At 62.7% G+C, this 21,532-nt stretch carries 20 protein-coding genes; 8 read left to right on the top strand and 12 right to left on the bottom strand.

The genetic code is table 11. The annotated features are described in order from the left end of the window. Nucleotides 1-1,155, bottom strand: a complete 1,155-nt coding sequence (gene ttgA / locus APH34_RS01225; protein WP_054899345.1) for a toluene efflux RND transporter periplasmic adaptor subunit TtgA — start codon at nucleotides 1,153-1,155, stop codon at nucleotides 1-3. A 257-nt stretch (nucleotides 1,156-1,412) separates the two neighbouring features. Here ttgA and ttgR point away from each other — a divergent pair, with 257 nt between their 5' ends. After that, nucleotides 1,413-2,045, top strand: a complete 633-nt coding sequence (gene ttgR, locus APH34_RS01230; RefSeq protein ID WP_054899346.1) for an efflux transport transcriptional regulator TtgR — start codon at nucleotides 1,413-1,415, stop codon at nucleotides 2,043-2,045. Between the two features lie 86 nt (nucleotides 2,046-2,131). Here the strand turns inward: ttgR and APH34_RS01235 are convergent, their stop codons facing one another. Next, nucleotides 2,132-3,583, bottom strand: coding sequence for an MDR family MFS transporter (locus tag APH34_RS01235; RefSeq protein WP_054899347.1), 1,452 nt, complete (start codon nucleotides 3,581-3,583; stop codon nucleotides 2,132-2,134). A gap of 384 nt (nucleotides 3,584-3,967) precedes the next feature. Between APH34_RS01235 and APH34_RS01240 the strand changes: the two genes are divergently transcribed. Continuing rightward, nucleotides 3,968-4,837, top strand: a complete 870-nt coding sequence (locus APH34_RS01240; RefSeq protein ID WP_054899348.1) for an oxaloacetate decarboxylase — start codon at nucleotides 3,968-3,970, stop codon at nucleotides 4,835-4,837. Nucleotides 4,838-4,857: 20 nt separating this feature from the next. On the opposite strand, the gene APH34_RS29490 is transcribed toward APH34_RS01240, so the two are convergent. Together APH34_RS29490 and APH34_RS01245 are read right to left on the bottom strand one after the other, a co-directional pair. Continuing rightward, the gene (locus APH34_RS29490) at nucleotides 4,858-5,031 is read right to left on the bottom strand and encodes a hypothetical protein (protein ID WP_176514806.1); all 174 of its coding nucleotides are present in this window, start codon (nucleotides 5,029-5,031) and stop codon (nucleotides 4,858-4,860) included. A gap of 94 nt (nucleotides 5,032-5,125) precedes the next feature. Then, nucleotides 5,126-6,034, bottom strand: coding sequence for a LysR family transcriptional regulator (locus tag APH34_RS01245; protein ID WP_054899349.1), 909 nt, complete (start codon nucleotides 6,032-6,034; stop codon nucleotides 5,126-5,128). Between the two features lie 101 nt (nucleotides 6,035-6,135). On the opposite strand from APH34_RS01245, the gene APH34_RS01250 reads away from it, so the two are divergent. Continuing rightward, nucleotides 6,136-7,011: an MBL fold metallo-hydrolase gene (locus APH34_RS01250; RefSeq protein WP_054899350.1), complete on the top strand. Its 876-nt coding sequence runs from the start codon at nucleotides 6,136-6,138 to the stop codon at nucleotides 7,009-7,011. Between the two features lie 27 nt (nucleotides 7,012-7,038). Continuing rightward, on the top strand, nucleotides 7,039-7,653 hold the full coding sequence (locus APH34_RS01255; RefSeq protein ID WP_054899351.1) for an NAD(P)-dependent oxidoreductase: 615 nt from the start codon (nucleotides 7,039-7,041) through the stop codon (nucleotides 7,651-7,653). Nucleotides 7,654-7,717: 64 nt separating this feature from the next. Here APH34_RS01255 and APH34_RS01260 read toward each other — a convergent pair whose 3' ends face one another. Beyond that, on the bottom strand, nucleotides 7,718-8,593 hold the full coding sequence (locus tag APH34_RS01260) for a LysR substrate-binding domain-containing protein (RefSeq protein WP_054899352.1): 876 nt from the start codon (nucleotides 8,591-8,593) through the stop codon (nucleotides 7,718-7,720). 114 nt (nucleotides 8,594-8,707) lie between these two features. Here APH34_RS01260 and APH34_RS01265 point away from each other — a divergent pair, with 114 nt between their 5' ends. Beyond that, on the top strand, nucleotides 8,708-10,345 hold the full coding sequence (locus APH34_RS01265) for a 5-guanidino-2-oxopentanoate decarboxylase (protein ID WP_054899353.1): 1,638 nt from the start codon (nucleotides 8,708-8,710) through the stop codon (nucleotides 10,343-10,345). Nucleotides 10,346-10,380: 35 nt separating this feature from the next. Here the strand turns inward: APH34_RS01265 and APH34_RS01270 are convergent, their stop codons facing one another. After that, a complete protein-coding gene (locus APH34_RS01270) occupies nucleotides 10,381-11,301 on the bottom strand; it encodes an AraC family transcriptional regulator (RefSeq protein ID WP_054899354.1) in 921 nt (306 codons plus the stop codon). Nucleotides 11,302-11,503: 202 nt separating this feature from the next. Here APH34_RS01270 and APH34_RS01275 point away from each other — a divergent pair, with 202 nt between their 5' ends. Together APH34_RS01275 and APH34_RS01280 are read left to right on the top strand one after the other, a co-directional pair. After that, nucleotides 11,504-11,797 (top strand): putative quinol monooxygenase, encoded by a 294-nt coding sequence (locus APH34_RS01275; protein WP_054899355.1) that lies wholly within the window; start codon nucleotides 11,504-11,506, stop codon nucleotides 11,795-11,797. Between the two features lie 56 nt (nucleotides 11,798-11,853). After that, entirely contained in the window at nucleotides 11,854-12,087 is a 234-nt protein-coding gene (locus APH34_RS01280) for a hypothetical protein (RefSeq protein WP_054899356.1), read from the top strand. Here APH34_RS01280 and APH34_RS01285 read toward each other — a convergent pair whose 3' ends face one another. Further along, the gene (locus APH34_RS01285) at nucleotides 12,088-12,693 is read right to left on the bottom strand and encodes a flavin reductase family protein (protein WP_054899357.1); all 606 of its coding nucleotides are present in this window, start codon (nucleotides 12,691-12,693) and stop codon (nucleotides 12,088-12,090) included. It lies immediately after the preceding gene. 117 nt (nucleotides 12,694-12,810) lie between these two features. After that, nucleotides 12,811-13,098: a hypothetical protein gene (locus APH34_RS01290; RefSeq protein WP_054899358.1), complete on the bottom strand. Its 288-nt coding sequence runs from the start codon at nucleotides 13,096-13,098 to the stop codon at nucleotides 12,811-12,813. Nucleotides 13,099-13,441: 343 nt separating this feature from the next. On the opposite strand from APH34_RS01290, the gene APH34_RS01295 reads away from it, so the two are divergent. Further along, the gene (locus APH34_RS01295; RefSeq protein WP_054899359.1) at nucleotides 13,442-14,194 is read left to right on the top strand and encodes a hypothetical protein; all 753 of its coding nucleotides are present in this window, start codon (nucleotides 13,442-13,444) and stop codon (nucleotides 14,192-14,194) included. Between the two features lie 131 nt (nucleotides 14,195-14,325). On the opposite strand, the gene APH34_RS01300 is transcribed toward APH34_RS01295, so the two are convergent. The 4 genes from APH34_RS01300 to bglX all read right to left on the bottom strand — a co-directional run bounded on the left by APH34_RS01300 (nucleotide 14,326) and on the right by bglX (nucleotide 21,377). Beyond that, on the bottom strand, nucleotides 14,326-15,645 hold the full coding sequence (locus APH34_RS01300; RefSeq protein WP_054899514.1) for an MFS transporter: 1,320 nt from the start codon (nucleotides 15,643-15,645) through the stop codon (nucleotides 14,326-14,328). Nucleotides 15,646-15,921: 276 nt separating this feature from the next. Continuing rightward, nucleotides 15,922-17,256: a sigma-54 dependent transcriptional regulator gene (locus APH34_RS01305; RefSeq protein ID WP_054899360.1), complete on the bottom strand. Its 1,335-nt coding sequence runs from the start codon at nucleotides 17,254-17,256 to the stop codon at nucleotides 15,922-15,924. Further along, entirely contained in the window at nucleotides 17,250-19,007 is a 1,758-nt protein-coding gene (locus APH34_RS01310; protein WP_054899361.1) for an ATP-binding protein, read from the bottom strand. The genes APH34_RS01305 and APH34_RS01310 overlap by 7 nt, the downstream gene beginning before the upstream one ends. Nucleotides 19,008-19,088: 81 nt before the next feature. Next, on the bottom strand, nucleotides 19,089-21,377 hold the full coding sequence (bglX, locus tag APH34_RS01315) for a beta-glucosidase BglX (RefSeq protein WP_054899362.1): 2,289 nt from the start codon (nucleotides 21,375-21,377) through the stop codon (nucleotides 19,089-19,091). Nucleotides 21,378-21,532: the final 155 nt, after the last annotated feature.

Genomic DNA, 21,532 nt, shown 5'->3' on the forward strand with positions numbered 1-21,532 from the left:
TTACTCCGCTTTGGCGTCTGCTTTGGCCGCGTTGGCCTGATCAGGGCTGCCTGGCTTCTTGACGTTGGTGGCCTCGTTGAACTTGACTTCGACGCCCGGACGCACGTACTGCAGGCCTTCGGTGATCAGGCGGTCGCCTGGGTTCAAGCCTTCCTCGATCAGCCAGTCGCTGCCCAGGGTACGGCTGGCCTTGAGTTGGCGCAGTTCGACCTTGTTTTCCTGGTTGACCACCAGCGCGGTCGGCGCGCCCTTGAGGTCGCGGGTCACGCCCTGTTGCGGGGCCAGGATGGCGTTGGCGTTGACCCCGGCCTTGAGCCGCGCATGCACGAACATGCCCGGCAGCAGGGTGTGCTCAGGGTTGGGGAAGATGGCGCGCAAGGTGACCGAGCCGGTGGTCTCATCGACCGAGACTTCGGAGAACTCCAGGCGGCCGTCCTGCTTGAACAGGCTGCCGTCTTCCAGTACCAGTTGCACCGAAGCGGCATTGTCACCGGCCTTTTGCAGCTGGCCGCTTTCCAGGTCGCGGCGCAGCTTGAGCAGCTCGGCGGTGGACTGGGTGACATCGACGTAGATCGGGTCGAGCTGCTGGATGGTGGCCATGGCGTTGGTCTGGCCGTTATTGACCAAGGCACCTTCGGTGAAGGCCGAACGACCGATGCGGCCGCTGATCGGTGCCAGTACCTTGGTGTAGCGCAGGTCGATCTGGGCACTCTTGAGCGATGCCTCGGCCTGCAATCGTTTGGCATTGGCGTCGTCGTATTCCTGCTTGGAGACCGCCTGCTCGTCGATCAGCTGCTTGTAGCGCTCGGCCAGCGAGCGGGTCGCTTGCAAGTTGGCCTGGGCATTGGCCAGGGTCGCCTCGTACACGGCAGGGTCGATCTGGTAGAGCTGCTGACCTTCCTTGACGTCGCTGCCTTCCTTGAACAGGCGCTTGAGAATGATCCCGTTCACCTGCGGTCGCACCTCGGCAACGCGGTACGCGCTGGTGCGACCGGGCAATTCCGAGGTCAGGGTGAAGGGTTGCGGTTGCAAGGTTACGACGCCGACCAGAGGAGCCTGCGCTGCGGGCGCGGCTTCTTCTTTCTTACAGCCACTTAGCAGGGTTGCCAGGGCGACGGCGGAAACCAGAGCGGTAACGGCTGGCTTGAATTGCATGAGGATCCTCGGGTCGCAAGAGCAGGGAGACGCTCAAGAGTAATGGAAGAGTCTTGTCAGAAAAAATGCTATCGGGTGGATAAATAGCTTACTAACGAATATACTTACATTCACGGTTGTTTGTAAATAGCGTCGGGTGGTTCTTGTGTATGTCCCCCGGTCCTTGATTAGCCCATCCGGTAGGCGCCCTGCAGAGGTGCCCCCGGCGGTTTCCCCACAGGCGAAGTGCCTGCGGGCCCAGATGAGGTTGTACTGCCATGGTCCGTCGAACCAAAGAAGAAGCCCAGGAAACCCGCGCCCAGATCATCGAGGCGGCGGAAAAGGCCTTCTACAAGCGCGGGGTTGCGCGAACCACACTGGCTGACATCGCCGAACTGGCGGGCGTGACCCGAGGGGCGATTTACTGGCACTTCAATAATAAGGCGGAACTGGTGCAGGCGCTGCTCGACAGCCTGCACGAAACACATGACCACCTGGCACGCGCCAGTGAAAGCGAGGACGAACTCGACCCGCTTGGCTGCATGCGCAAGCTGCTGCTGCAAGTGTTCAACGAGCTGGTGCTCGATGCCCGTACCCGGCGTATCAATGAAATCCTGCATCACAAGTGCGAGTTCACCGATGACATGTGTGAAATCCGCCAGCAGCGCCAGAGCGCTGTGCTGGATTGCCATGAGGGCATCACCCGGGCCTTGGCCAATGCAGTGCGCCGTGAGCAACTGCCCGCGGGGCTGGACGTCGAGCGTGCAACCGTAGCCCTGTTTGCTTATGTCGATGGCCTGATCGGCCGCTGGTTGTTGTTGCCGGACAGTTTCGATTTGTTGCGCGATGCCGAAAAATGGGTCGACACAGTGCTGGATATGCTGCGCTTGAGCCCGGCGCTGCGCAAATGACACTTTGTTAAGGTTTGTGAGGAAGTGTTTCCCAAGTGAATTAAGGCAGGATTAAACGCCAAGGGCCGCAACGCGGCCTGGCAATCCTAGCGCCCCCGCAGTTGCCGGTCTGGCAGCGCCAACGCGGTCAGCAGCCCCAGCAGGGCGATCCCGGCACTGCCCAGCAACAGCTCGCGGAAGGTCTCCAGCAACCGCGCCTGGGTGGCCGGATCGGCTTCCCCTGCTTGCAAACTCCCCAGCAACGGGTTGCCCAGCAACGCGAAGCCACCTTGATGCAACAGCATCAGCAGCAGGCTGGACATACAGGCCACCCCCATGGCCCCGCCCAGCGAGCGGAACAGGTTGGTGGTGCTGGTGGCCACGCCGATGTCCTTGATGTCCACCGCGCTCTGCGTGCCCACCAGCGAGGTGGGAAACTGCAGGCCACAGGCGATGCCAGTCAGCAACATGAATAGCGCACTGAGCAGCCCGGACTGTGGAGGAGTGATGGCCATGGCGAAGATTGCCACCGGCATCAGCAGCGCACCGGCCAGAATCTGTGGCTTGTAGCGCCCGGTGAAACTGGTCATGCGCCCGCCGGTGAAGGCGCCCATGGGCAAGCCGATGGCCAGGGGCAGCAGGTGCAGCGCGGCGCTGTCCGCTCCGGCACCGGTGATGCCCTGGTAGCGCAGGGGCATTAGCATGGTCAGCGAGATCGATTGAAAGCTGGCGAAGAAGATCACTCCCCAGCACAGCACAGCCACCCGGTTGCCGAACAGGCCAAGGGGCAGCAACGGCTCCTGGCAGCGTCGTTCGTGACCGATGAACAACGCCAGGCCTAACCCCGCGCAGGCAAACAACGCCAGTACAGGCGGCGCGGTCCAGGCGTGACCTTGCCCCACCAAGGTGATGCCCAGCAGCAGGCTGCCCAGGCCAAGGATCAGCAACACGGCCCCAACGTAATCCACGCGGGCCTGACGGCGCTGCACAGGCATACCGGCAAGGGCGCGGCGGATCGCCCAGAGTGCGACCAGTCCCAGTGGCAGGTTGACCCAGAACACCCAGCGCCACGACAGGTACTCGGTCAACCAGCCGCCCAGTACCGGCCCAGCCACGCTGGCCACCGCGTACATGCTGCTGAAGTAGCCCTGATACCGGCCACGCTCGCGCGGGGGCACAAAGTCGCCGATGATCGCCTGGCTTACCGAAACCATTCCGCCCGCGCCAATGCCCTGCAGTACCCGCGCCATGACCAGTTGCTGCATGTCCTGGGCCAGGGCGCAGGCGATCGAGGCCAGGGTGAACACACTGATGCCGGTGAGAATCATGCGCCGCCGGCCATACAGGTCGCCCAGTTTGCCGTAGATCGGCACGGCCACGGTCATTGCCACCATGTAGCCGGAGATTACCCATGCCAGCAGGCCGACATCGTTGAACTGCGCAGAGATGGCTGGCAGGGAGACGGCGACGATGGTCTGGTCAAGGGCGCCGAGGAAAATGGCCAGCATCAAGGCCGTGAGGACATTGCGCAGGGCGGTCGGGGGTAGGGCGGCTGTCACGGAGATACCTTGTCTGGCCGAAAGCTGCGCGTAGCCATGGGCGTGCGAATGGCCGGCGCGATTTCTCCGGATTGTAACTCGACTTAGGTAGCTTCCTATGTACTATCTGCATCCCCTATGCAAGATCGGCATTGGCGCATTCATCCAGTGCTGCATGGCTGCGTGATATCGTTGCCAGGCCGCAGAGGCTGAAATCCGGGGGTTGCACCAGCTTGGTGCGTCCTGATGTCGCTGGATTTTCGGGTCGCTGTATCCCACACCTTTTATCCCTCTGCCTGCATGTCGAGCATGACCGCCCAGATGGCGACGGTTGGAACAGGTCAGGTAGACCCGATTACAGGGGTCGGTAGCAACCGTTCAATTTCACGTATTAGCGGAGTGATCATGCCCAAGGCTTCCCATCAAGATCTGCGTTTTGCCTTCCGCGAGCTGCTCGCTTCAGGTTCCTGCTATCACACGGCATCCGTGTTCGATCCGATGTCGGCGCGCATCGCCGCCGACCTGGGTTTTGAAGTCGGCATACTGGGTGGTTCGGTGGCATCGTTACAGGTGCTGGCCGCGCCAGACTTCGCCCTGATCACCCTCAGCGAGTTCGTCGAGCAGGCCACCCGAATCGGTCGCGTCGCCCAGTTGCCCGTGCTCGCCGATGCTGACCATGGGTACGGTAATGCACTTAATGTGATGCGCACGGTCACCGAGCTGGAGCGCGCCGGCGTGGCTGCGCTGACCATCGAGGACACCCTGCTGCCAGCCCAGTTCGGGCGCAAGTCCACCGACCTGATCTCGGTCGAGGAAGGGGTCGGCAAGATCCGGGCGGCCCTTGAGGCGCGGGTCGATTCCTCGCTGTCGATCATCGCCCGCACCAATGCCGGCGTACTGAGCACTGAAGAAATCATCGTGCGTACCCAGAGCTACCAGAAGGCCGGTGCCGACGGTATCTGCATGGTCGGTGTGAAGGATTTCGAGCAGCTTGAGCAGATTGCCGAGCACCTGAGTGTGCCGCTGATGCTGGTGACCTACGCCAACCCCAACCTGCGCGACGACGAGCGGCTGGCGCGCTTGGGCGTGCGTATCGTGGTAGACGGCCACGCGGCCTATTTCGCCTCGATCAAGGCGACCTACGACTGCCTGCGGCTGCAGCGCGGCCAGCAGAACAAGTCTGAAAACCTCAGCGCCACCGAGCTTTCGCACACCTATACCCAGCCCGAGGACTACATCCGCTGGGCCAAGGAATACATGAGCGTCGAAGAGTGACCGGCATGGCGCCGTTCAGCTCAACGAACGGCGCTCAAGGTTGCGGTGTGGGGCACGCAGTGTTCCTGCTCGCAACTGGCGGCGGCGCTTGGCTGGCTGCGCAGCAGTTCGGCGCGCCAGCAGGCTGAGCCGTACAGCCCCGCAACCGCAGTCAAGGCCATGACAAGGGCGACTCTTCTGGATTTGATGCCCATGTTGCTTACCTCCTGCTTCGACCACAGGTGATACTTCAAGCATAGGCCAAACGCTGACTGGCGCCTGTTGCTGCTGCCACGGTTGGGCGGCAGTTCACACTAGCGCCCGATCCCATTCAGGCTCCTGGCTGAACCATTGCGCGAGAAAATCCAGCATGCTGCGCAAGGTCGCCGGCATGTGCTTGCGCGAGGTGTACACCGCATTCAGGTTCAGCTCCTGCGGGCGTGCCTCGGGCAACAGGCGCACCAGCGCGCCACTGTGCAGTGCCGGGGCAGCCTGGTAGCTCGGCAGCATGGCCACCCCCGCACCGGCCAGCGCAGCCTTCTGCAGGGTCATTGCCTCGTTGGCGCTGATATTGCCGTCCACCGGCACGGCGACCTGCTGCCCATCTACCTCGAAGTGCCACAGGCTGTGGCCGAAGTAGGCGTGGGTCAGGCAATTGTGCTGGCTCAGGTCCTCGACTCGCTGGGGCGTGCCACGTTCATGCAGGTAAGCCGGCGCCGCGCAAACCACCGAGCGGCATACGCTCAAGCGCCGGGCGATGAGGTTGGGGTCCAGCTCGTTGCTGGTGCGGATGGCCAGGTCGATGCGCTCGTCCACCAGGTTGACCGTGCGATCGAGCATTTGCAGCTCGACTTTCACGCCGGGGTAGCGCCGCACGTATTCGGCGATGGCATCGACCAATTGTGCCTGGCCGAAGGAGGTACTGACACTGATGCGCAGCTTGCCACGCGGCGCCTCGTCCGGCTGGCGCACAGCAGCTTGCAGGTCACCGGCCAGTTCAAGCATTTGCCGGCAGCGGGGCAAGGTCTGCTGGCCTGCTGAAGTCAGGCTCAGCTTGCGGGTAGTGCGCTGCATCAGCCGTGCGCCTACCCAGTCCTCAAGCTCTGCCAGATAGCGCGAAACCACGGGGCGGGACAGCTGCAGGTGATCTGCCGCCGCCGATTGGCTACCCAGGTCGACGACGCTGACGAAAACGCGCATGGCGTTGAGACGGTCCATGATTTGCCCGATTTTAGAAACAAACTATGTCTTAGCATCGCATTTTTTGCGATGGATCGGGCAACTATGCTGTTGATCATTCTTCTTGGACGGTCTTGAGCATGTCGATCTTCTCCCCATTACGCAGCCTGGTGCTGACGTGTATTGCGCTGGCTGGGCAGGCCCAGGCTACCGAGCCGTTGCGGTTGGACGTGTACAACCCAGGGCATGAGGCGATCTTCCCGGTGAGTTCGGTGATTGTCAGCGGCGAAAAAGACGCCATTCTGGTCGATGCCCAGTTCGGCAAGGCCCAGGCCGAACAACTGGTTGAGCGCCTACGTGCCAGCGGCAAGCGCCTGACCAACATCTACATCAGCCATGGCGACCCGGATTACTACTTTGGCCTGGCGACGCTCACCGAGGCCTTCCCAGATGCCAAGGTGCTGGCTTCAGCGGCCACCGTTGACCATATCCGCAAGACGATGGAAGCCAAGCTGGCCTTCTGGGGGCCGCAGATGGGGGGCGACGCGCCCGTGCGGCTGGTGGTGCCCCAAGTGCTCGCGGGCAACCGCCTGACGCTGGAGGGGCAAGCGCTGGAAGTCATTGGCCTGGATGGCCCGCAACCACAGCGCAGCTTTGTGTGGATACCGTCGATCAAGGCGGTGGTCGGGGGTGTGGTGGTGTCAGAAAACATCCATGTATGGATGGCCGATACCCAATCGGCCAAGTCCCACGCCGACTGGCTCGGTACGCTTGAGCACATCGAAGCGCTCGCGCCGCGCACCGTCGTCCCCGGCCACTATCTGGGCCAAAGTGACCGCTCGCTGAAGGCGGTGCGCTTCACGGCTAACTATATTCGTGAATTCGATGCGCAAACCGCCCGGGCGAAAGACGCTACCGCGTTGATTGCCGCTATGAAGAAACGTTACCCGGACCTTGCCGACGAAAGCTCCCTAGCGCTCGGCGCCAAGGTCGCCAAGGGCGAGATGAAGTGGTAATTCCGTTCAACTGATGGAGAGTTTCCCATGAGCAAGATCGCAATCATCGGTGCCACCGGCCGGGCTGGCAGCCAGTTGTTGGAAGAAGCGTTGCGCCGCGGGCACAACGTGGTGGCCATTGCCCGTGACCCGTCGCGTTTGCAGGGGCGCCCAGGTGTTACCGTAAAGGCACTGGATGCCACGGACAGCCATGCGTTGCAAACGGCTGTCAGCGGCGTCGATGCGGTGTTGAGTGCCGCGCATTTCTCGACCCTCTCGCCCCACGCGATCATCGAGCCGGTCAAACGTGCCGGAGTCAAGCGGCTGTTGGTAGTGGGCGGCGCCGGCAGCCTGCTGCTGCCTTCCGGGCATCGGGTCATCGACAGCCCTGATTTCCCTGAGGCGTACAAGGCCGAAGCCAGTGCCGGGGTGGTTTTTCTTGAGCAATTGCGCAAGGAGGCGGACCTTGACTGGACGTTCCTCTCACCCTCGGCGGAGTTCGTCGAAGGCGCGCGTACGGGCCATTACACGCTGGGCAAGGACCACCTGCTGATAGGGGCCGAAGGCAAGAGCTGGATCAGCTTTGCCGACTATGCCATCGCCATGATCGATGAGCTGGAGAAACCGGCGCATTCGCGCCAGCGCTTTACTGTCGGCTACTGAGTGGTCAAATCTACCCCACAAGTGCTGTGCTGGGGCTTGTGGGGTGGGGCAGCGGCGAGGGCGTTCACTGATGGGCGCGGTCCTCGAGCCAGTCCATCAGCTCCACCAGCCCCGGTGGCAGGCTCCTCGCCTGGCAGGCCAGGTAATAGCCTTTTCCGGTCAGCACCTTCAGCGCGAACGGCATGCACAGCCGTCCATTGCGCAGGTCATCGCCAATCAAGGCCCAATCGCCAATCGCCACACCAGTCCCCTGTGAGGCCATGGCCATTGCCATGTCCAGCGTTTCGAAATGCTGCTTGCGCCCCTGTGCCTCGAGCGTTGCTCCAGCGGCCTGTAGCCACAGCCGCCAGTCATGTTCATCACGCGAGGGGTGCAACATCATGTGGCGGTTCAGGTCGGCGAGCTCTTGCAGCGGCACGGGCCCGGCCAAGAGTGAAGGCGCACACACTGGCGTGAGCTGCTCGTCGAACAGTTTGCGCACCCGCAGCCCATGGTTCGGTGCGTCGCCATAGACCACCGCCGCATCGAAGCCTTCGCGGCGAAAATCCACGCCATGTTGCACCGTGGTGGTCAATTCCACCGGTACGTCCGGGCGCAGGGCCTGCCACTCCATCAGGCGCGGCAGCAGCCAGCGCATCACGCAGGTCGGCGCCTTGAGCTGCAAGGTGGCGCTGTGCCCACCCACTTCGCGCACACCTTGTTCGATCAGGGCGAATATCTGCTGCACGCGTGGCAGCCAGTCCTGGCCCTCACGCGTCAGGCTCAAGCCACGGGCCTGGCGCTGGAACAAGGCATAGCCCAAGTGCGCTTCGAGGCCCGCGACCTGTCGGCTGACGGCACCCTGGGTGATATGCAGCTGCTGTGCGGCACGGGTGAAATTGCAGTGCTGGGCGGTGACCAGGAAGGTATGCAAGGCCGGTAGCGGCGGAAGGCGTTTCATTGCAGCAAGCCATGATTAAAGGACATGGCTAGTATGTGTTTTTTTACCTTGTGGCGATAGCGTTGGCTTGGGTCCAATGGGCACAGACTCCAACAAGATCCAAGGTGAAATTCGATGGCAACCTGCGGCGAAGTACTGGTCAAACTCCTTGAAGGCTATGGTGTGGACCATGTCTTCGGCATCCCCGGCGTGCATACCGTGGAGCTTTACCGAGGCCTGGCGGGCTCGTCCATTCGCCATGTCACGCCACGCCACGAGCAGGGCGCTGGCTTCATGGCCGACGGCTATGCACGGACCCGGGGTAAGCCGGGGGTCTGCTTCATCATTACTGGCCCTGGGATGACCAACATCACCACCGCCATGGGCCAGGCCTATGCCGATTCGATTCCCATGCTGGTGATTTCCAGTGTGCAGTCGCGGGATCAACTGGGCGGTGGCCGTGGCAAGTTGCATGAATTGCCCAACCAAGGCGCGTTGGTGGCCGGCGTGGCGGCGTTTTCGCACACCTTGATGAGCGCCGCTGACTTGCCGCAGGTACTGGCCCGTGCCTTCGCCGTGTTCGAGGGCGCCCGGCCGCGGCCTGTGCATATCGAGATCCCTCTGGATGTACTGGTCGAGCCGGCTGACCACCTGTTGCCGGCCCGCCCGGTGCGCAGCAGCCGGGCAGGGGCAGCGCCACAGGCCGTGGCACGCATGGCCGAGCGCCTGGCCCAGGCACATAAACCGTTGATCCTGGCAGGCGGTGGGGCGCTGGCCGCAGGGCCTGCCTTGGCCCGCCTGGCTGAGCATCTGCAGGCGCCGGTGGCGTTGACCATCAATGCCAAAGGCCTGTTGCCGTCCCACCATCCGCTGCAGATCGGGTCGACCCAGTCGCTGGTCGCCACCCGTGCGCTGGTGGCTGAAGCCGATGTGGTGCTGGCAATCGGTACCGAGCTGGCCGAGACCGATTATGACGTGACGTTCAAGGGTGGTTTCGAGATCCCGGGCAGTTTGCTGCGGGTCGACATCGACCCTGACCAGACGGTGCGCAACTACCTGCCGGAACTGGCCTTGGTGGCTGACGCCAAGCTCGCCGCCGAGGCGTTGTTCGACGCCTTGCAACAACAGCCGCAGCCGCAGCGCGATGAACGTTGGGGCGCAGCGCGTGCCCAGCGTCTGCGGGGGTCGCTTGCCGCTAGCTGGGATCAGCCAACCCTGAGCCAGACCCGCTTGCTGACCAGCATTCTCGAGCGCCTGCCCAATGCGATTCTGGTAGGCGATTCGACACAGCCGGTGTACACCGGCAACCTGACGCTGGACATGGACCAGCCGCGCCGCTGGTTCAACGCCTCGACAGGTTACGGCACCTTGGGTTATGCGCTGCCAGCAGCCATGGGTGCCTGGTTGGGCAGTGCCGAGCAGCCGGCCGAACGGGCACCGGCGGTGTGCCTGATTGGCGATGGTGGGCTGCAATTCACCTTGCCGGAGCTGGCCAGTGCGGTGGAGGCGCAGGTGCCGCTGATCGTGCTGCTGTGGAATAACCAGGGCTACGAAGAGATCAAGAAGTACATGGTCAACCGCGCTATCACGCCGGTCGGGGTGGATATCCATACCCCGGACTTCATTGGTGTGGCGCGTGCCTTGGGGGCTGAGGCCGAAGAGGTCGGCGATGTGGCGCAACTGTTGGCTGCCCTTGGCCGTGCGGCAGAGCGCAAGGGGCCGACATTGATCCAGGTCGATCAGCACCAGTGGCAAGCGGCAGTCTTGGGCTGATGGCCAGCGGGCGCCCACGCTGGCCTGGATAAACGTCAGCCAGCGCTTGCCCGCAGCCGTGCCACATCACGGATCGGCGGCGCGCCATACAGCCGGCTGTACTCGCGGCTGAACTGCGACGGGCTTTCGTAACCTACCCGATAGCCCGCCACTGCCGCCTCCAGGCCATCATTCAGCATCAGCCGGCGCGCCTCCTGCAGGCGCAACTGCTTCTGGTACTGCAGAGGGCTCATCGAGGTCACGGCCTTGAACCGGTGGTGCAAGGTCGAGGTACTGAGGTTGACCTCCCGCGCCAGGTCCTCGATGCGCAGCGGTTGCTGAAAGTGTTGGTTGAGCCAGGTGATGGCCTGGCACACCCGATGGGTCTGGCTGTTGGCCAGGGCAATTTCGTACAGGCGATAGCCCTGCGGCCCGCGAAGCAGGCGGTAGAGGATTTCTCGGCGGATCAGCGGCGCCAGCATGGCGATGTCGCGTGGTGAGTCCAGCAGGCGGATCAGGCGCAACAAGGCATCGAGCAGTTGTGGATCGGTCCTTTCCACATACAGGCCGCGGCCGGACGGCAGGTTGGGCACCAGCATCGGCCCGCTTTCGGCGATCAGCTGACTGATTTCGGCTGCGTCCAGGTCAAGGCGCAGGCCCAGGCTGGGGTTTTCCGGGCTGGCATCGAGCCTGGCACCGCTCAGGGGCAAGGTCACCGACACGACCATGTAGTGCAAGGGGTCATAGGCGTATTGCTCGTCACCAAGGAACAGGCTCTTGCTGCCCTGGGCCAGTATGCACAGCGCCGGTAGGGCCAGGGTCGGCACTGAGCGCACATTCTCCGTGTAACGCACCAGGTACAGGTCGTCGATGGCCGAGACGGTGCCCTGGGGCTCGCCGGCATGGCGCAGGATCAGCTCGGCCAGCTCCTGGCGTTGCAGTTCCAGGGCGGGGTCTAGGGACGGGGGAGTGGTCATGATGGCTTTCCTCTGCTGACCGACGCAGCATAGGTTTGGGCAATGGCGGGCGCTAGTCGAAAGCTGCACAGGGATTGCCTGATCCTGCCGCGCTGCAGGATCAGGCAATCCCTGTGCAGTAATAGCCTAACGCCCCGCGCGCGCGTACCCCTAACCTTGGCAGCCTGGTTTTCCGCCTGCATGCTTCAAGGAGATTGTGCAAATGACCCTACGTCAACCGGTCACCCACTTGGCTTTCATCCGTGCCAGCAGCGGTCGTTCGGCAGAACTTGGCGCGCGTCTGCGCGACCTGCTCGAGCCCTCGTTGCGCACACCCGGCTGTCTGAGCTTTACCGTGCAGCGCTCCCAGGCCGATGCCGACCTGTGGTTGCTCAGCGGTAGCTGGCAAGACCAGCAGGCGATGAGTGGCTACTTCGCTTCACCCACACTTGAGGTGTTCGGTGAGTTGGTGCAGGCGCAGGTGGTCAGCAGCCTGGACCTGCATACCTTCGATTGAATGCCTGCCCACTCAGGGTAGAATGCCGCCTCTCGATCAACGACGCGGATAGCAACATGGCACGTAGAGAATTCCCGCATTTCGAAGCGGTTTCGGCGATGGTCCCCGTGGAGGGCGGTGGTTACAACGCCGCCATCGCCGTCAAGGCACTGGGCACGGGTGGTGCTCCGCGCTTTCACAAGGTACTGGATGGCCAGGTGTTCCAGAGCGCTGTGGCGGCCGACGAGGCCGCCTGCGCCGAGCTCGAGCGCCTTCAAGGTGTTGGCGAGGAAGGCGAGCTGACCTGGTGATCAGGCCTGGGGCCTGACCATCTTGAACAGGTTGCCCAGCTCGAAATAATCCGCCGGGCCACCTGCGCGCAGGATCGGCTCGGCGGCTGCGGTGTCGTAGATGCCGTCCTTGAGCAGGTGCTCGGCAATGTGCACCGCCACCACCTCACCCAGAATCAGCCAGCTGGGCACCAAAGCCTGGTCCGCGCGCTTGAGCTGGACGATCTGGCTTACCTTGCATTCGAACGCCACCGGGGTTTGCGCTACCCGTGGCACCTTGACGATGCGCGAGGCTGCGGGCGTGAGGCCGCTGAGCTGGAATTCATCGACGTCAGCCGCAACGGCTGCGCAACTCTGGTTCATCTGCTCGGCCAAGGGCCGCGTCGCCAGGTTCCAGACGAATTCACCGGTCTGCTCGATATTGTTCAGGCTGTCTTTGCGCCCGACGCTGCAGAACCCGATGATCGGAGGGATGTAGTTGAAGGCGTTGAAGAAGCTGTAGGGCGCGAGGTTCAACCGACCTTGGCTGTCGTGGGAGGAAATCCAGCCGATCGGGCGAGGACCGACGATGGCATTGAACGGGTCGTGGGGCAGGCCGTGGCCTTTGGCGGGTTCGTAGTAATACATCTGCGTTGGGCTTGCTGGCCCTACCTCTTGGGGGACGAGGTGCCTAGTGTGCCAAGCCTGTGCACGCCTGCAAATGATCTAGCCCGGCCGAAGCCGGGCGGGGACACGCATCAGGGATCAGCTGATGCGGTGGGCATTGGTGCGGTCGAAGCCGTCTTCGGCGAAGCGTTGAGCGCCGGTGCGGTCGAAGCCATCTTCGGCGAAGCGTTGAGCGCCGGTGCGGTCAAAGCCGTCTTCGGCGAAACGTTGGGCGCCAGTGCGGTCGAAACCATCTTCAGCGTAAGTGGCTGCCTGGCTTTGTACGGCCGCGAAGTTATGAGCACTGGTGCGGTCAAAGCCATCTTCTGCGAAAGCGCCGGTGGCGAAAACCGAGAGGGCCAAGGTGAGGATCAGTTTGTTTTTCATGGTCGTTGCTCCGTGGTTCGAGAGGTTTTGTGCTTCTATGGGTTCAATGCTACGCCTGTTAATTTGATTAAAAAGCGCAAAAAATAGGGCTAAAAAATCAATTTAATCGATATATTGAGGCGCGGCGCCTGAAGCGCCGTAGCCGCCGTAATCTTCTAGCGTGTTAACCCGAGGTGACTGAATGCTTCGCCAGGGACTGCAGGATGGGGGGGCAGAATTAATGGGCGGTTAAGAACGAAAAATCGTATTTGCGCACGGCATTACGCTTTTTTCATATAGCGCCAACCGATTTTTCAAGCATTGCTCATCACCATCGCCGCACCTGAATATGGAGCGGCAAACAATGAACAAACTTCCGCAAATCACCTTGGCCTTCTGGGTCATGAAGATCTGCGCCACAACGCTGGGCGAGACGGCCGGTGACCTGCTGTCGATGACCCTAGACGTTGGCTATGCAGTCAGCTCGATGCTGTTGATCAGCGTGTTTCTGCTGACCTTGTTCGGCCAGTTGTATTCGCGGCGCTACCATCCGGTGCTCTACTGGTTGGTGATTCTCTCAACCAGCACCGCCGGCACCACCATGTCCGATTTCATGGACCGTACCCTGGGCCTGGGCTATGCGGCGGGTTCGGCCATTCTGGTCGGCATCTTGCTACTGACCTTCCTCGTCTGGCGTCTGAGCGGCAACCCGCTTGACGTTACCCGCATCAGGACCCGCGCAGGCGAGTTGTTCTACTGGGTAGCGATTCTGTTCTCCAACACGCTCGGTACTGCCCTGGGTGATTACCTTGCCGATGATTCAGGCCTGGGTTTTGCCGGTGGTGCGCTGCTGATCGGCAGCCTGATCGGGCTGGTGGTACTCGCGCGTTCCTGGACCCGAATCCCTGGCGTGGTGCTGTTCTGGATCGCGTTCGTGCTGACCCGTCCGTTCGGGGCAACCCTGGGTGATTTCCTGACCAAGGCTCACGAAAAAGGCGGGCTGGATTTCGGTACGATCGGGTCTTCGGCAGTACTGGGGGGCGTGCTGCTGGTCTTGGTACTGATGGCGACCTGGTACCAGCGGCGTGGCCCGCGCCAGGCGTTGGAGATGTCTTGAGTTGGCTTCGCGGCTTCTGGTGAGCCGATTGGTTGCGCTGTTCGGCCCGTTGGAACGTGGTGGTGGCGTTTTCTCAGCGTAAAAAAAAGCGCCCCTAGTTCGGGGCGCTTTTTCAAGGGGCTGGATCACTGTCAGTCAGTGGTGATCCGCGAATGCTGCTTGGTGTCTTTCATGGTGGCGTAAACCAGCAACGAGCAGGCGATGCACGCCGTGACGTACCAGTAGAAACCGCTCTCCATGCCAGCGCTCTTGAACCACAGCGCCACGTACTCGGCGGTGCCACCGAAGATCGAAACGGTCAGTGCGTAGGGCAGGCCTACACCCAGGGCGCGGATTTCGGTGGGGAACAGTTCGGCTTTCACCACGGCGTTGATCGAGGTGTAGCCGCTGACGATGATCAGCGCTGCCATGATCAGGAAGAACGCGCCCCACCAGGTCTGGATGGTGTGCAGGGTGGTGAGGATCGGCACGGTAAACAGGGTACCCAGCACGCCGAAGGCGATCAGGATCGGCCGGCGGCCGATCTTGTCAGAGAGGCCGCCGATGATCGGTTGCAGGCACATGAACAGGAACAGCGTGGCCGCCGAGATGGTGGTCGAGTCGCTGATGCTCATGCCTACCGTGTTGACCAGGTACTTCTGCATGTAGGTGGTGTAGGTATAGAACGCCAAGGTGCCGCCCATGGTCAGGCCGACGACGGTCATCAGTTCCTTGGGGTGGCGCATCAGGGTGCGCATCAGGCTTTCCTTGGCCTTTTCCTTCTTGGTGAAGGAAGCGGTTTCTTCCATGCCGCGGCGCAGGTACAGGGCAACCACCGCGCACAGCGCGCCGATCACGAACGGTACGCGCCAGCCCCAGGCATACAACTGCTCGGTGGTCAGCGTCTGCTGCAGGATGATCAGCACTGCCAGGGCGATGAGCTGGCCCGAGATCAGGGTGACGTACTGGAAACTGGAGAAGAAACCGCGACGGTCCTTGCTGGCCATCTCGCTGAGGTAGGTGGCCGAGGTGCCGTACTCGCCGCCCACCGAAAGGCCTTGCATCAGGCGCGCGATGACCAGCAGCACGGGTGCGGCAACGCCGATGGTTTCATAGCCCGGGGTCAGGGCGATGACCAGGGAACCGGCGCACATCAACAGTACCGAGGCCATCAGTGCGGCCTTGCGGCCTTTGCGGTCGGCGTACAGGCCCATCAGCCAGCCACCGATCGGGCGCATGAGGAAGCCCACGGCGAAGATTGCGGCGGTGTTGAGCAATTGGGCAGTGGAGTCGCCGGCCGGGAAGAAGGCCTTGGCGAAGTACAGCGAGAATGCGGCGTAGACGTACCAGTCGTACCATTCGACCATGTTGCCGATCGAGCCACTGAAGATCGACTTGAGGCGGCTGGCGGTGGTTTTTTCCGCGGCGGGCGCGGTGGCCGCCCCGGCGGGCAGGGAGGTGGCGTTATCCATCAGGGATACCTTCTCGTTGTTTTTGTGGAGCGCGCCAGGGCGCAGCTTGCCCTGGCAATTGCAGAAGGTGTGCCAAATGGGTGCGTGGCGATTCATTTGGGGGCACTGGTTGCCCCAAGACGCAAAGCGCTACCCCTGGAGGCCGCGCTGTAGCTGGGCAGCGTCCTGATCGGCGGGCTGCGGTGTTTAACGCTAGATGATCAGCCGCGCCTGCCAGTGAATGTAGAAATAGGCGGATTCTTGCTCATTCAAGGGGGTTGGTAGGCGGATATCCGCTCACTCCCGTGTGATGAAGTCTTCGCGTATCAGCCCGTGCCGTTGCATCTTTTCGTTCAGCGTCCGCCGTGGCAGCTGTAATGTTTCCATGACGCCTTTGATCTCTCCCCTGTGCAAACGCAGCGCGGCCCGCAGGCATTGCGCCTCGAAGGCTTCCATCTGCTCGCCCAGTGACTGGGCACCGGGTGAGCCCTCAAGGTTTGGCGAACCCAGCCCCAAGGCATGGCGTTCCGCAGCATTGGCCAGTTCCCGCACGTTGCCCGGCCAATCATGTGACAGCAACTGCGCCAGTTGCGCACCTGACAACGGAGTGGTCGCGCGGCCAAGCTTCTCGGCCGTCGCATGGGCGAAATGCTCGAACAGTAGCGGGATGTCCTCGCGCCGTTCGCGCAGGGGGGCCAGGCGCAGTTCGGCAACGTTCAGGCGGTACGCAAGGTCTTCGCGAAAGCGCCCGGCGCGCGCTTCTTCGAGCAGGTCGGGCTTGGTCGCGGCAATGATGCGCAGGTCAACGCTGATGCTCTGGTTGGCGCCCAACCGCTCCAGTTTCTGCTCCTGAATGACCCGCAGCAGCTTGGCTTGTTGGGCAAGGGGCATGCTTTCGATTTCGTCGAGGAACACCGTACCGCCGTTGGCATACTCCAGCTTGCCAATGCGTTTGCCCTGGGCCCCGGTGAAGGCGCCACTCTCGTGGCCGAACAGTTCCGCCTCGAACAGCGATTCCGGGATGGCAGCACAGTTGAGTGCGACGAAGGGTTTGCTCGCACGCGGGCCGAAGTCATGCAGGCATCGCGCCACGCGTTCCTTGCCGCTGCCGGTTTCACCGCGGATCAGTACATTGACCGGCAGGCTGGCCAGGTCCAGCACCTGCCGGCGTAGTTGCTGCAGGCCTTGAGACATGCCCAGCAACGTGGCTTCCAGGCGCGACTTGAAATCGGCCTGCTCGTGCAGGCGGCGGTTTTCCAGCACCAGCTGGCGTTTTTCCAGGGCGCGGCGCAGGCTGCCGAGCAGGTGCTGGGGTGTGAAGGGTTTTTCAAGGAAGTCATAGGCGCCATTGCGCATGGCTTCCACGGCCATCGGCACATCGCCATGGCCGGTCAGCAGGATCACCGGCAGGTCCGGGTCATCAGCCTGCAGGCGTTCGAGCAGTTGCAGGCCACCCATGCCAGGCATGCGTACATCACTGATGACCACCCCTGCAAAGTGCCGTGGCAAGTGGGCCAGGCAGTCCTCGGCGCAGGCGAACAACTGCACGCTGAAACCGGACAGGCTCAGCCATTGTTCAACGGCGCTGCGGATGCTTGCTTCATCATCGACGACGATCACTGAATTCAACATACAGGCTCCAGGTCGCGGGGCAGGGTAAGGCTCAGGCGCGCACCGCCCGGCAGGTTTTCGGCATGCAACTGGCCGCCGGCCTCGTGGATGATGCCATAGGAAATAGCCAGACCCAGGCCAAGCCCTTCACCGACCGGCTTGGTGGTGAAGAAGGGGTCGAATACCTTGGCCAGGTCGGCGTCGGCAATACCGCCGCCGGAGTCAAGGACGCTCAGGCGCCACAGCTCGTGCTCGGGCTCGATGCGGATTTCAAGGCGTTTGTAGCGTTTGTCGGTCATGGCGTCCAGGGCGTTGCGCAACAGGTTGATCAGCACTTGTTCGAGGCGGATTGCATCGCCCCGCACCCAGGCCGGACGCGCCAGGTACAGGGCCACTTCGACGCCTTCGCCGCGGATGCGTGTTTCCAGCAGATGCAGGGCCTGATCGACGACGGTCGCCAGGTCGAGGCGTTCGCGCAAACCGACCGGGCTGTTGCGGGCAAACGTCTTGAGATGGCTGGTGAGGGCGGCCATGCGCGTCAGCATGTGCTCCAGGGGTTCCAAGGCCTGGCGCGCTTCGTCGTAGCGACCGTGGTCAAGCAGCAGGCGCAGGGTTTCCAGTTGCATGCGCTGGGTGGTAAGCGGTTGGTTGATCTCGTGGGCCATGGCTGCCGACATCTGCCCGAGCGCGGCGAGCTTGGCCGATTGCACCAGCCCCTCCTGGGCAGTGCGCAGCTCTTGGGTGCGCTCCTCGACCTGGCGCTTGAGCTCCTCGCGGCTACGCTGGCGCAGGCGTGCCAGGCGCAGGCGCTGGCTGACGAACAGTGCGGCGAATACCAGGCTCAGCCACACGGCAGCGGCCCCGAGCGCGGCGTTGCGGCCGTCAGCCAGCACTTGTGGCTTGCGCAGCAGGTGCAGGGTCCAGTCTTCACTGTCCAGGGGCAGGCTTTCCCACAAGTACTCGGCAGGCCCATCGGGCCCTAGCACACGGCTCAGGTGGCTGCTGTTGGCGAAACGGGTCAGCACCTCATGCTTGAGCGGTACCAGCGGCTGCTTGTCATACTGGCGGGTTGCGGCCAGTTCGGCTCGGTCCGCGCCGCTGAGCGGTTGCAGCTCGCGGTAACGCCAGCCGTCCTGGTTGGCGATGAAGGTGATGCCGCGGGCATCGCTGACCAGCAGGATATCGTTGCCCTGGCGCCACTCGCGTTCCAGTTGGGGAAACTCCAGTTTGACCACCATGGCGCCAAGGAAGCGCCCCTGTTCGTCGGTAACCGCGCTGGACAGGAAGTACCCTGGCACCCCGCTGGTCACGCCAACTGCATAGAAGCGGCCAGTGCCCTGGCTGCGGGTCTGTTTGAAGTAGGGACGAAAGCCATAGTTGGAGCCGACATAGGTGGTAGGCAGGCGCCAGTTGCTGGCCGCTACGGCCAGCCCAGTCCGGTCCAGCAGTTCCAGGGTGGAGGAGTTGGCGGCGCCGTTGATGCGTTCCAGCTTGCGGTTGAGCGCATCCTGCTCTGGTTCACTGATTGGCCCTCGCAGGGCGGCGATCAGTTCCGGGTCCAGCGCCAGTACCGCGGGCAAGGCTCGATAGCGTTCGATCAGGGTATGCAGCGACGTGGCGTACAACCCCAACTGCTGGCTGGCGCGGCGGGCATCTTCTTCCATGGCCTGACGCTTGGCCTGGTGCATGGCCCAGCCGGCGCTGAGCGCAGTGCCCACCACAATCAGCAGGATGATCAGCCCCAGACGCAGGGCGCGAAAGGATAAGAGCATGGGGCGAGTCCGATGATGGGGTTTCATTGATGACCCTATCGCCGACTTGCCGGCAATAGGGTCGGCACTGCCTGCACACCCTTACAGCAGTTCGAAACGCTGTTGCTGCACGGCCTCGGAATCCAGCCCGACCTGGACCTCGAACTCCCCGGGCTCCGCCACTCGCTGCAGCTGGCCGTTGTAGAACTTCAAGTCCTCCTCGCTGATACGGAAGCTCAGGGTGCGCGATTCACCGGCCTTGAGCATCAGCTTCTGGAAGTTCTTCAGCTCCTTGACCGGGCGGCTCATGGAGGCCGAAACGTCCTGCAGGTACAGCTGGACGACGGTCTCGCCATCACGCTTGCCGGTGTTCTTCACAGTGACCTTGGCGTCCAGGGTGGCACCGCGCTTGAGGTCTTTGCTGGAAAGGCTCAGGCCCGACAGCTCGAAGTGGCTGTAGCTCAAACCGTAGCCAAACGGATACAGCGGGCCATTGGGCTCTTCGAAGTACTGCGAGGTGTAGTTGCCTGGCTTGCCTGGGGTAAACGGCCGGCCGATGCGCGTGTGGTTGTAGTACATCGGAATCTGCCCGACGGAGCGCGGGAAGGTGATGGCCAGCTTGCCAGACGGGTTGTAGTCGCCGAACAGCACGTCGGCGATGGCGTTACCGCCTTCGGTACCGGCGAACCAGGTTTCGAGGATGGCATCGGCTTGCTCGCGCTCCCAGGCGATCGACAACGGGCGGCCGTTCATCAGCACCAACACCAGCGGCTTGCCAGTGGCCTTGAGCGCCTTGATCAGTTCGCGCTGGCTGGCCGGGATTTCCAGCGTGGTGCGGCTCGACGACTCGTGGGACATGCCGCGCGATTCGCCGACCACGGCCACCACCACGTCGGACTGCTGGGCTGCCTTGACCGCTTCATCGATCAGCACGGCGGCCGGTCGCGGGTCATCGACGATTTCCGGGGCATCGAAGTTGAGGAAGTTCAGGTAATCGAGGATTGCCTTGTCACCAGTGACATTGGAGCCTTTGGCGTACACCAGCTTGGCCTTGCCCTCTACAGCCCGGCGTAGGCCTTCGCGCACGGTAACCGAGTGCACCGGCTTGCCGTCGGCGGCCCAGCTGCCCATCATGTCGATCGGCGCATCGGCCAATGGGCCTACCAGGGCGATGGTGCCGGCTTTTTTCAGGGGCAAGGTCTGCGTGCGGTTTTCCAGCAGCACCAGGCTGCGGCGTGCCACGTCGCGGGCGGCGTCGCGGTGCAGGCGGTCTTCGCCGTAGTACTCCTTGAGGTCGGTTTCGGCTTTGCCGATGCGCACGTACGGGTCCTTGAACAGGCCCATGTCGTATTTGGCGCCGAGCACCTCACGCACGGCCTGGTCCAGCTCGCCCTGGCTCACTTCGCCGGATTTGAGCAACCCTGGCAGCTCCTGGCCATACAGGGTGTCGTTCATGCTCATGTCGATCCCGGCCTTGATCGCCAGCTTGGCTGCCTCGCGTCCGTCGCGCGCGACGCCATGGCGAATCAGTTCCTGGATGGCGCCGTGGTCGCTGATGGTCACGCCCTTGAAGCCCCACTCCTTGCGCAGCAGGTCATTCATCAGCCAGGTGTTGGAGGTGGCCGGCACGCCATTGATCGAGTTGAGCGCAACCATCACCCCGCCAGCACCGGCGTCGAGCGCGGCACGGTAGGGCGGCAGGTAGTCGTTGTACATCTTCGGCAGGCTCATATCGACCGTGTTGTAGTCGCGGCCCCCTTCCACTGCGCCATACAGGGCGAAGTGCTTGACGATGGCCATGATGCTGTCGGGGTTGGCCGGGCTGCTGCCCTGGAACGAGCGGACCATTGCCTGGCCGATCTTCGAGGTCAGGTAGGTGTCCTCGCCGAAGCCCTCGCTGGTGCGTCCCCAGCGTGGGTCGCGTGCGATGTCGACCATCGGGGCGAAGGTCATGTCCAGCGCGTCGGCAGAGGCCTCGATGGCCGAGGTGCGGCCGACCTTGGCGATGGCGTCCATGTCCCATGTGGCAGCCAGGCCGAGGCCGATCGGGAAGATGGTGCGTTCACCGTGGATGGTGTCGAAGGCGAAGAACATCGGTATCTTCAGGCGGCTGCGCATGGCGGCGTCCTGCATCGGACGGTTCTCGGGGGCGGTGCGTGAGTTGAAGGTGCCGCCGATGTGCCCGGCGGCGATTTCTTCGCGGATCTTCTCGCGCGGCATCTCTGGGCTGATGCTGATAAGGCGCAGTTGGCCAATCTTTTCGGCCTCGGTCATCTGGCTGATCAGATGCTCGATGAAGGCCTGCTTGTCTTGCAGGGACGGGGCGGTGGGGGCGGCGAACGCCACCTGACTGGCAAGGCCCAAGGCCAGGCCCAGCAAAGACAGTTTCATCTTCAATTCCGTTGTCGAGGCCTGTGCCGTATCCACGCGGATACGTGCGCGGCCGAAGTTTTCAGGCGGCTATTGTTGTACGATTCGCGAGCATTTGTTCCTGCGGCGGATTATGCCTGAATATGTCGCTCGCAGAGGAACACCCGAATGCCGGG

This window comes from Pseudomonas sp. NBRC 111131, from assembly GCF_001320525.1.
Lineage (GTDB): Bacteria > Pseudomonadota > Gammaproteobacteria > Pseudomonadales > Pseudomonadaceae > Aquipseudomonas > Aquipseudomonas ceruminis.

Coding starts and splice junctions, on each gene's coding strand:
- ttgA (WP_054899345.1), bottom strand. CDS start 1,155: ATGCAATTCAAGCCAGCCGTTACCGCTCTGGTTTCCGCCGTCGCCCTG.
- ttgR (WP_054899346.1), top strand. CDS start 1,413: ATGGTCCGTCGAACCAAAGAAGAAGCCCAGGAAACCCGCGCCCAGATC.
- APH34_RS01240 (WP_054899348.1), top strand. CDS start 3,968: ATGCCCAAGGCTTCCCATCAAGATCTGCGTTTTGCCTTCCGCGAGCTG.
- APH34_RS29490 (WP_176514806.1), bottom strand. CDS start 5,031: ATGGGCATCAAATCCAGAAGAGTCGCCCTTGTCATGGCCTTGACTGCG.
- APH34_RS01245 (WP_054899349.1), bottom strand. CDS start 6,034: ATGGACCGTCTCAACGCCATGCGCGTTTTCGTCAGCGTCGTCGACCTG.
- APH34_RS01250 (WP_054899350.1), top strand. CDS start 6,136: ATGTCGATCTTCTCCCCATTACGCAGCCTGGTGCTGACGTGTATTGCG.
- APH34_RS01255 (WP_054899351.1), top strand. CDS start 7,039: ATGAGCAAGATCGCAATCATCGGTGCCACCGGCCGGGCTGGCAGCCAG.
- APH34_RS01260 (WP_054899352.1), bottom strand. CDS start 8,593: ATGAAACGCCTTCCGCCGCTACCGGCCTTGCATACCTTCCTGGTCACC.
- APH34_RS01265 (WP_054899353.1), top strand. CDS start 8,708: ATGGCAACCTGCGGCGAAGTACTGGTCAAACTCCTTGAAGGCTATGGT.
- APH34_RS01270 (WP_054899354.1), bottom strand. CDS start 11,301: ATGACCACTCCCCCGTCCCTAGACCCCGCCCTGGAACTGCAACGCCAG.
- APH34_RS01275 (WP_054899355.1), top strand. CDS start 11,504: ATGACCCTACGTCAACCGGTCACCCACTTGGCTTTCATCCGTGCCAGC.
- APH34_RS01280 (WP_054899356.1), top strand. CDS start 11,854: ATGGCACGTAGAGAATTCCCGCATTTCGAAGCGGTTTCGGCGATGGTC.
- APH34_RS01285 (WP_054899357.1), bottom strand. CDS start 12,693: ATGTATTACTACGAACCCGCCAAAGGCCACGGCCTGCCCCACGACCCG.
- APH34_RS01290 (WP_054899358.1), bottom strand. CDS start 13,098: ATGAAAAACAAACTGATCCTCACCTTGGCCCTCTCGGTTTTCGCCACC.
- APH34_RS01295 (WP_054899359.1), top strand. CDS start 13,442: ATGAACAAACTTCCGCAAATCACCTTGGCCTTCTGGGTCATGAAGATC.
- APH34_RS01300 (WP_054899514.1), bottom strand. CDS start 15,645: ATGGATAACGCCACCTCCCTGCCCGCCGGGGCGGCCACCGCGCCCGCC.
- APH34_RS01305 (WP_054899360.1), bottom strand. CDS start 17,256: ATGTTGAATTCAGTGATCGTCGTCGATGATGAAGCAAGCATCCGCAGC.
- APH34_RS01310 (WP_054899361.1), bottom strand. CDS start 19,007: ATGCTCTTATCCTTTCGCGCCCTGCGTCTGGGGCTGATCATCCTGCTG.
- bglX (WP_054899362.1), bottom strand. CDS start 21,377: ATGAAACTGTCTTTGCTGGGCCTGGCCTTGGGCCTTGCCAGTCAGGTG.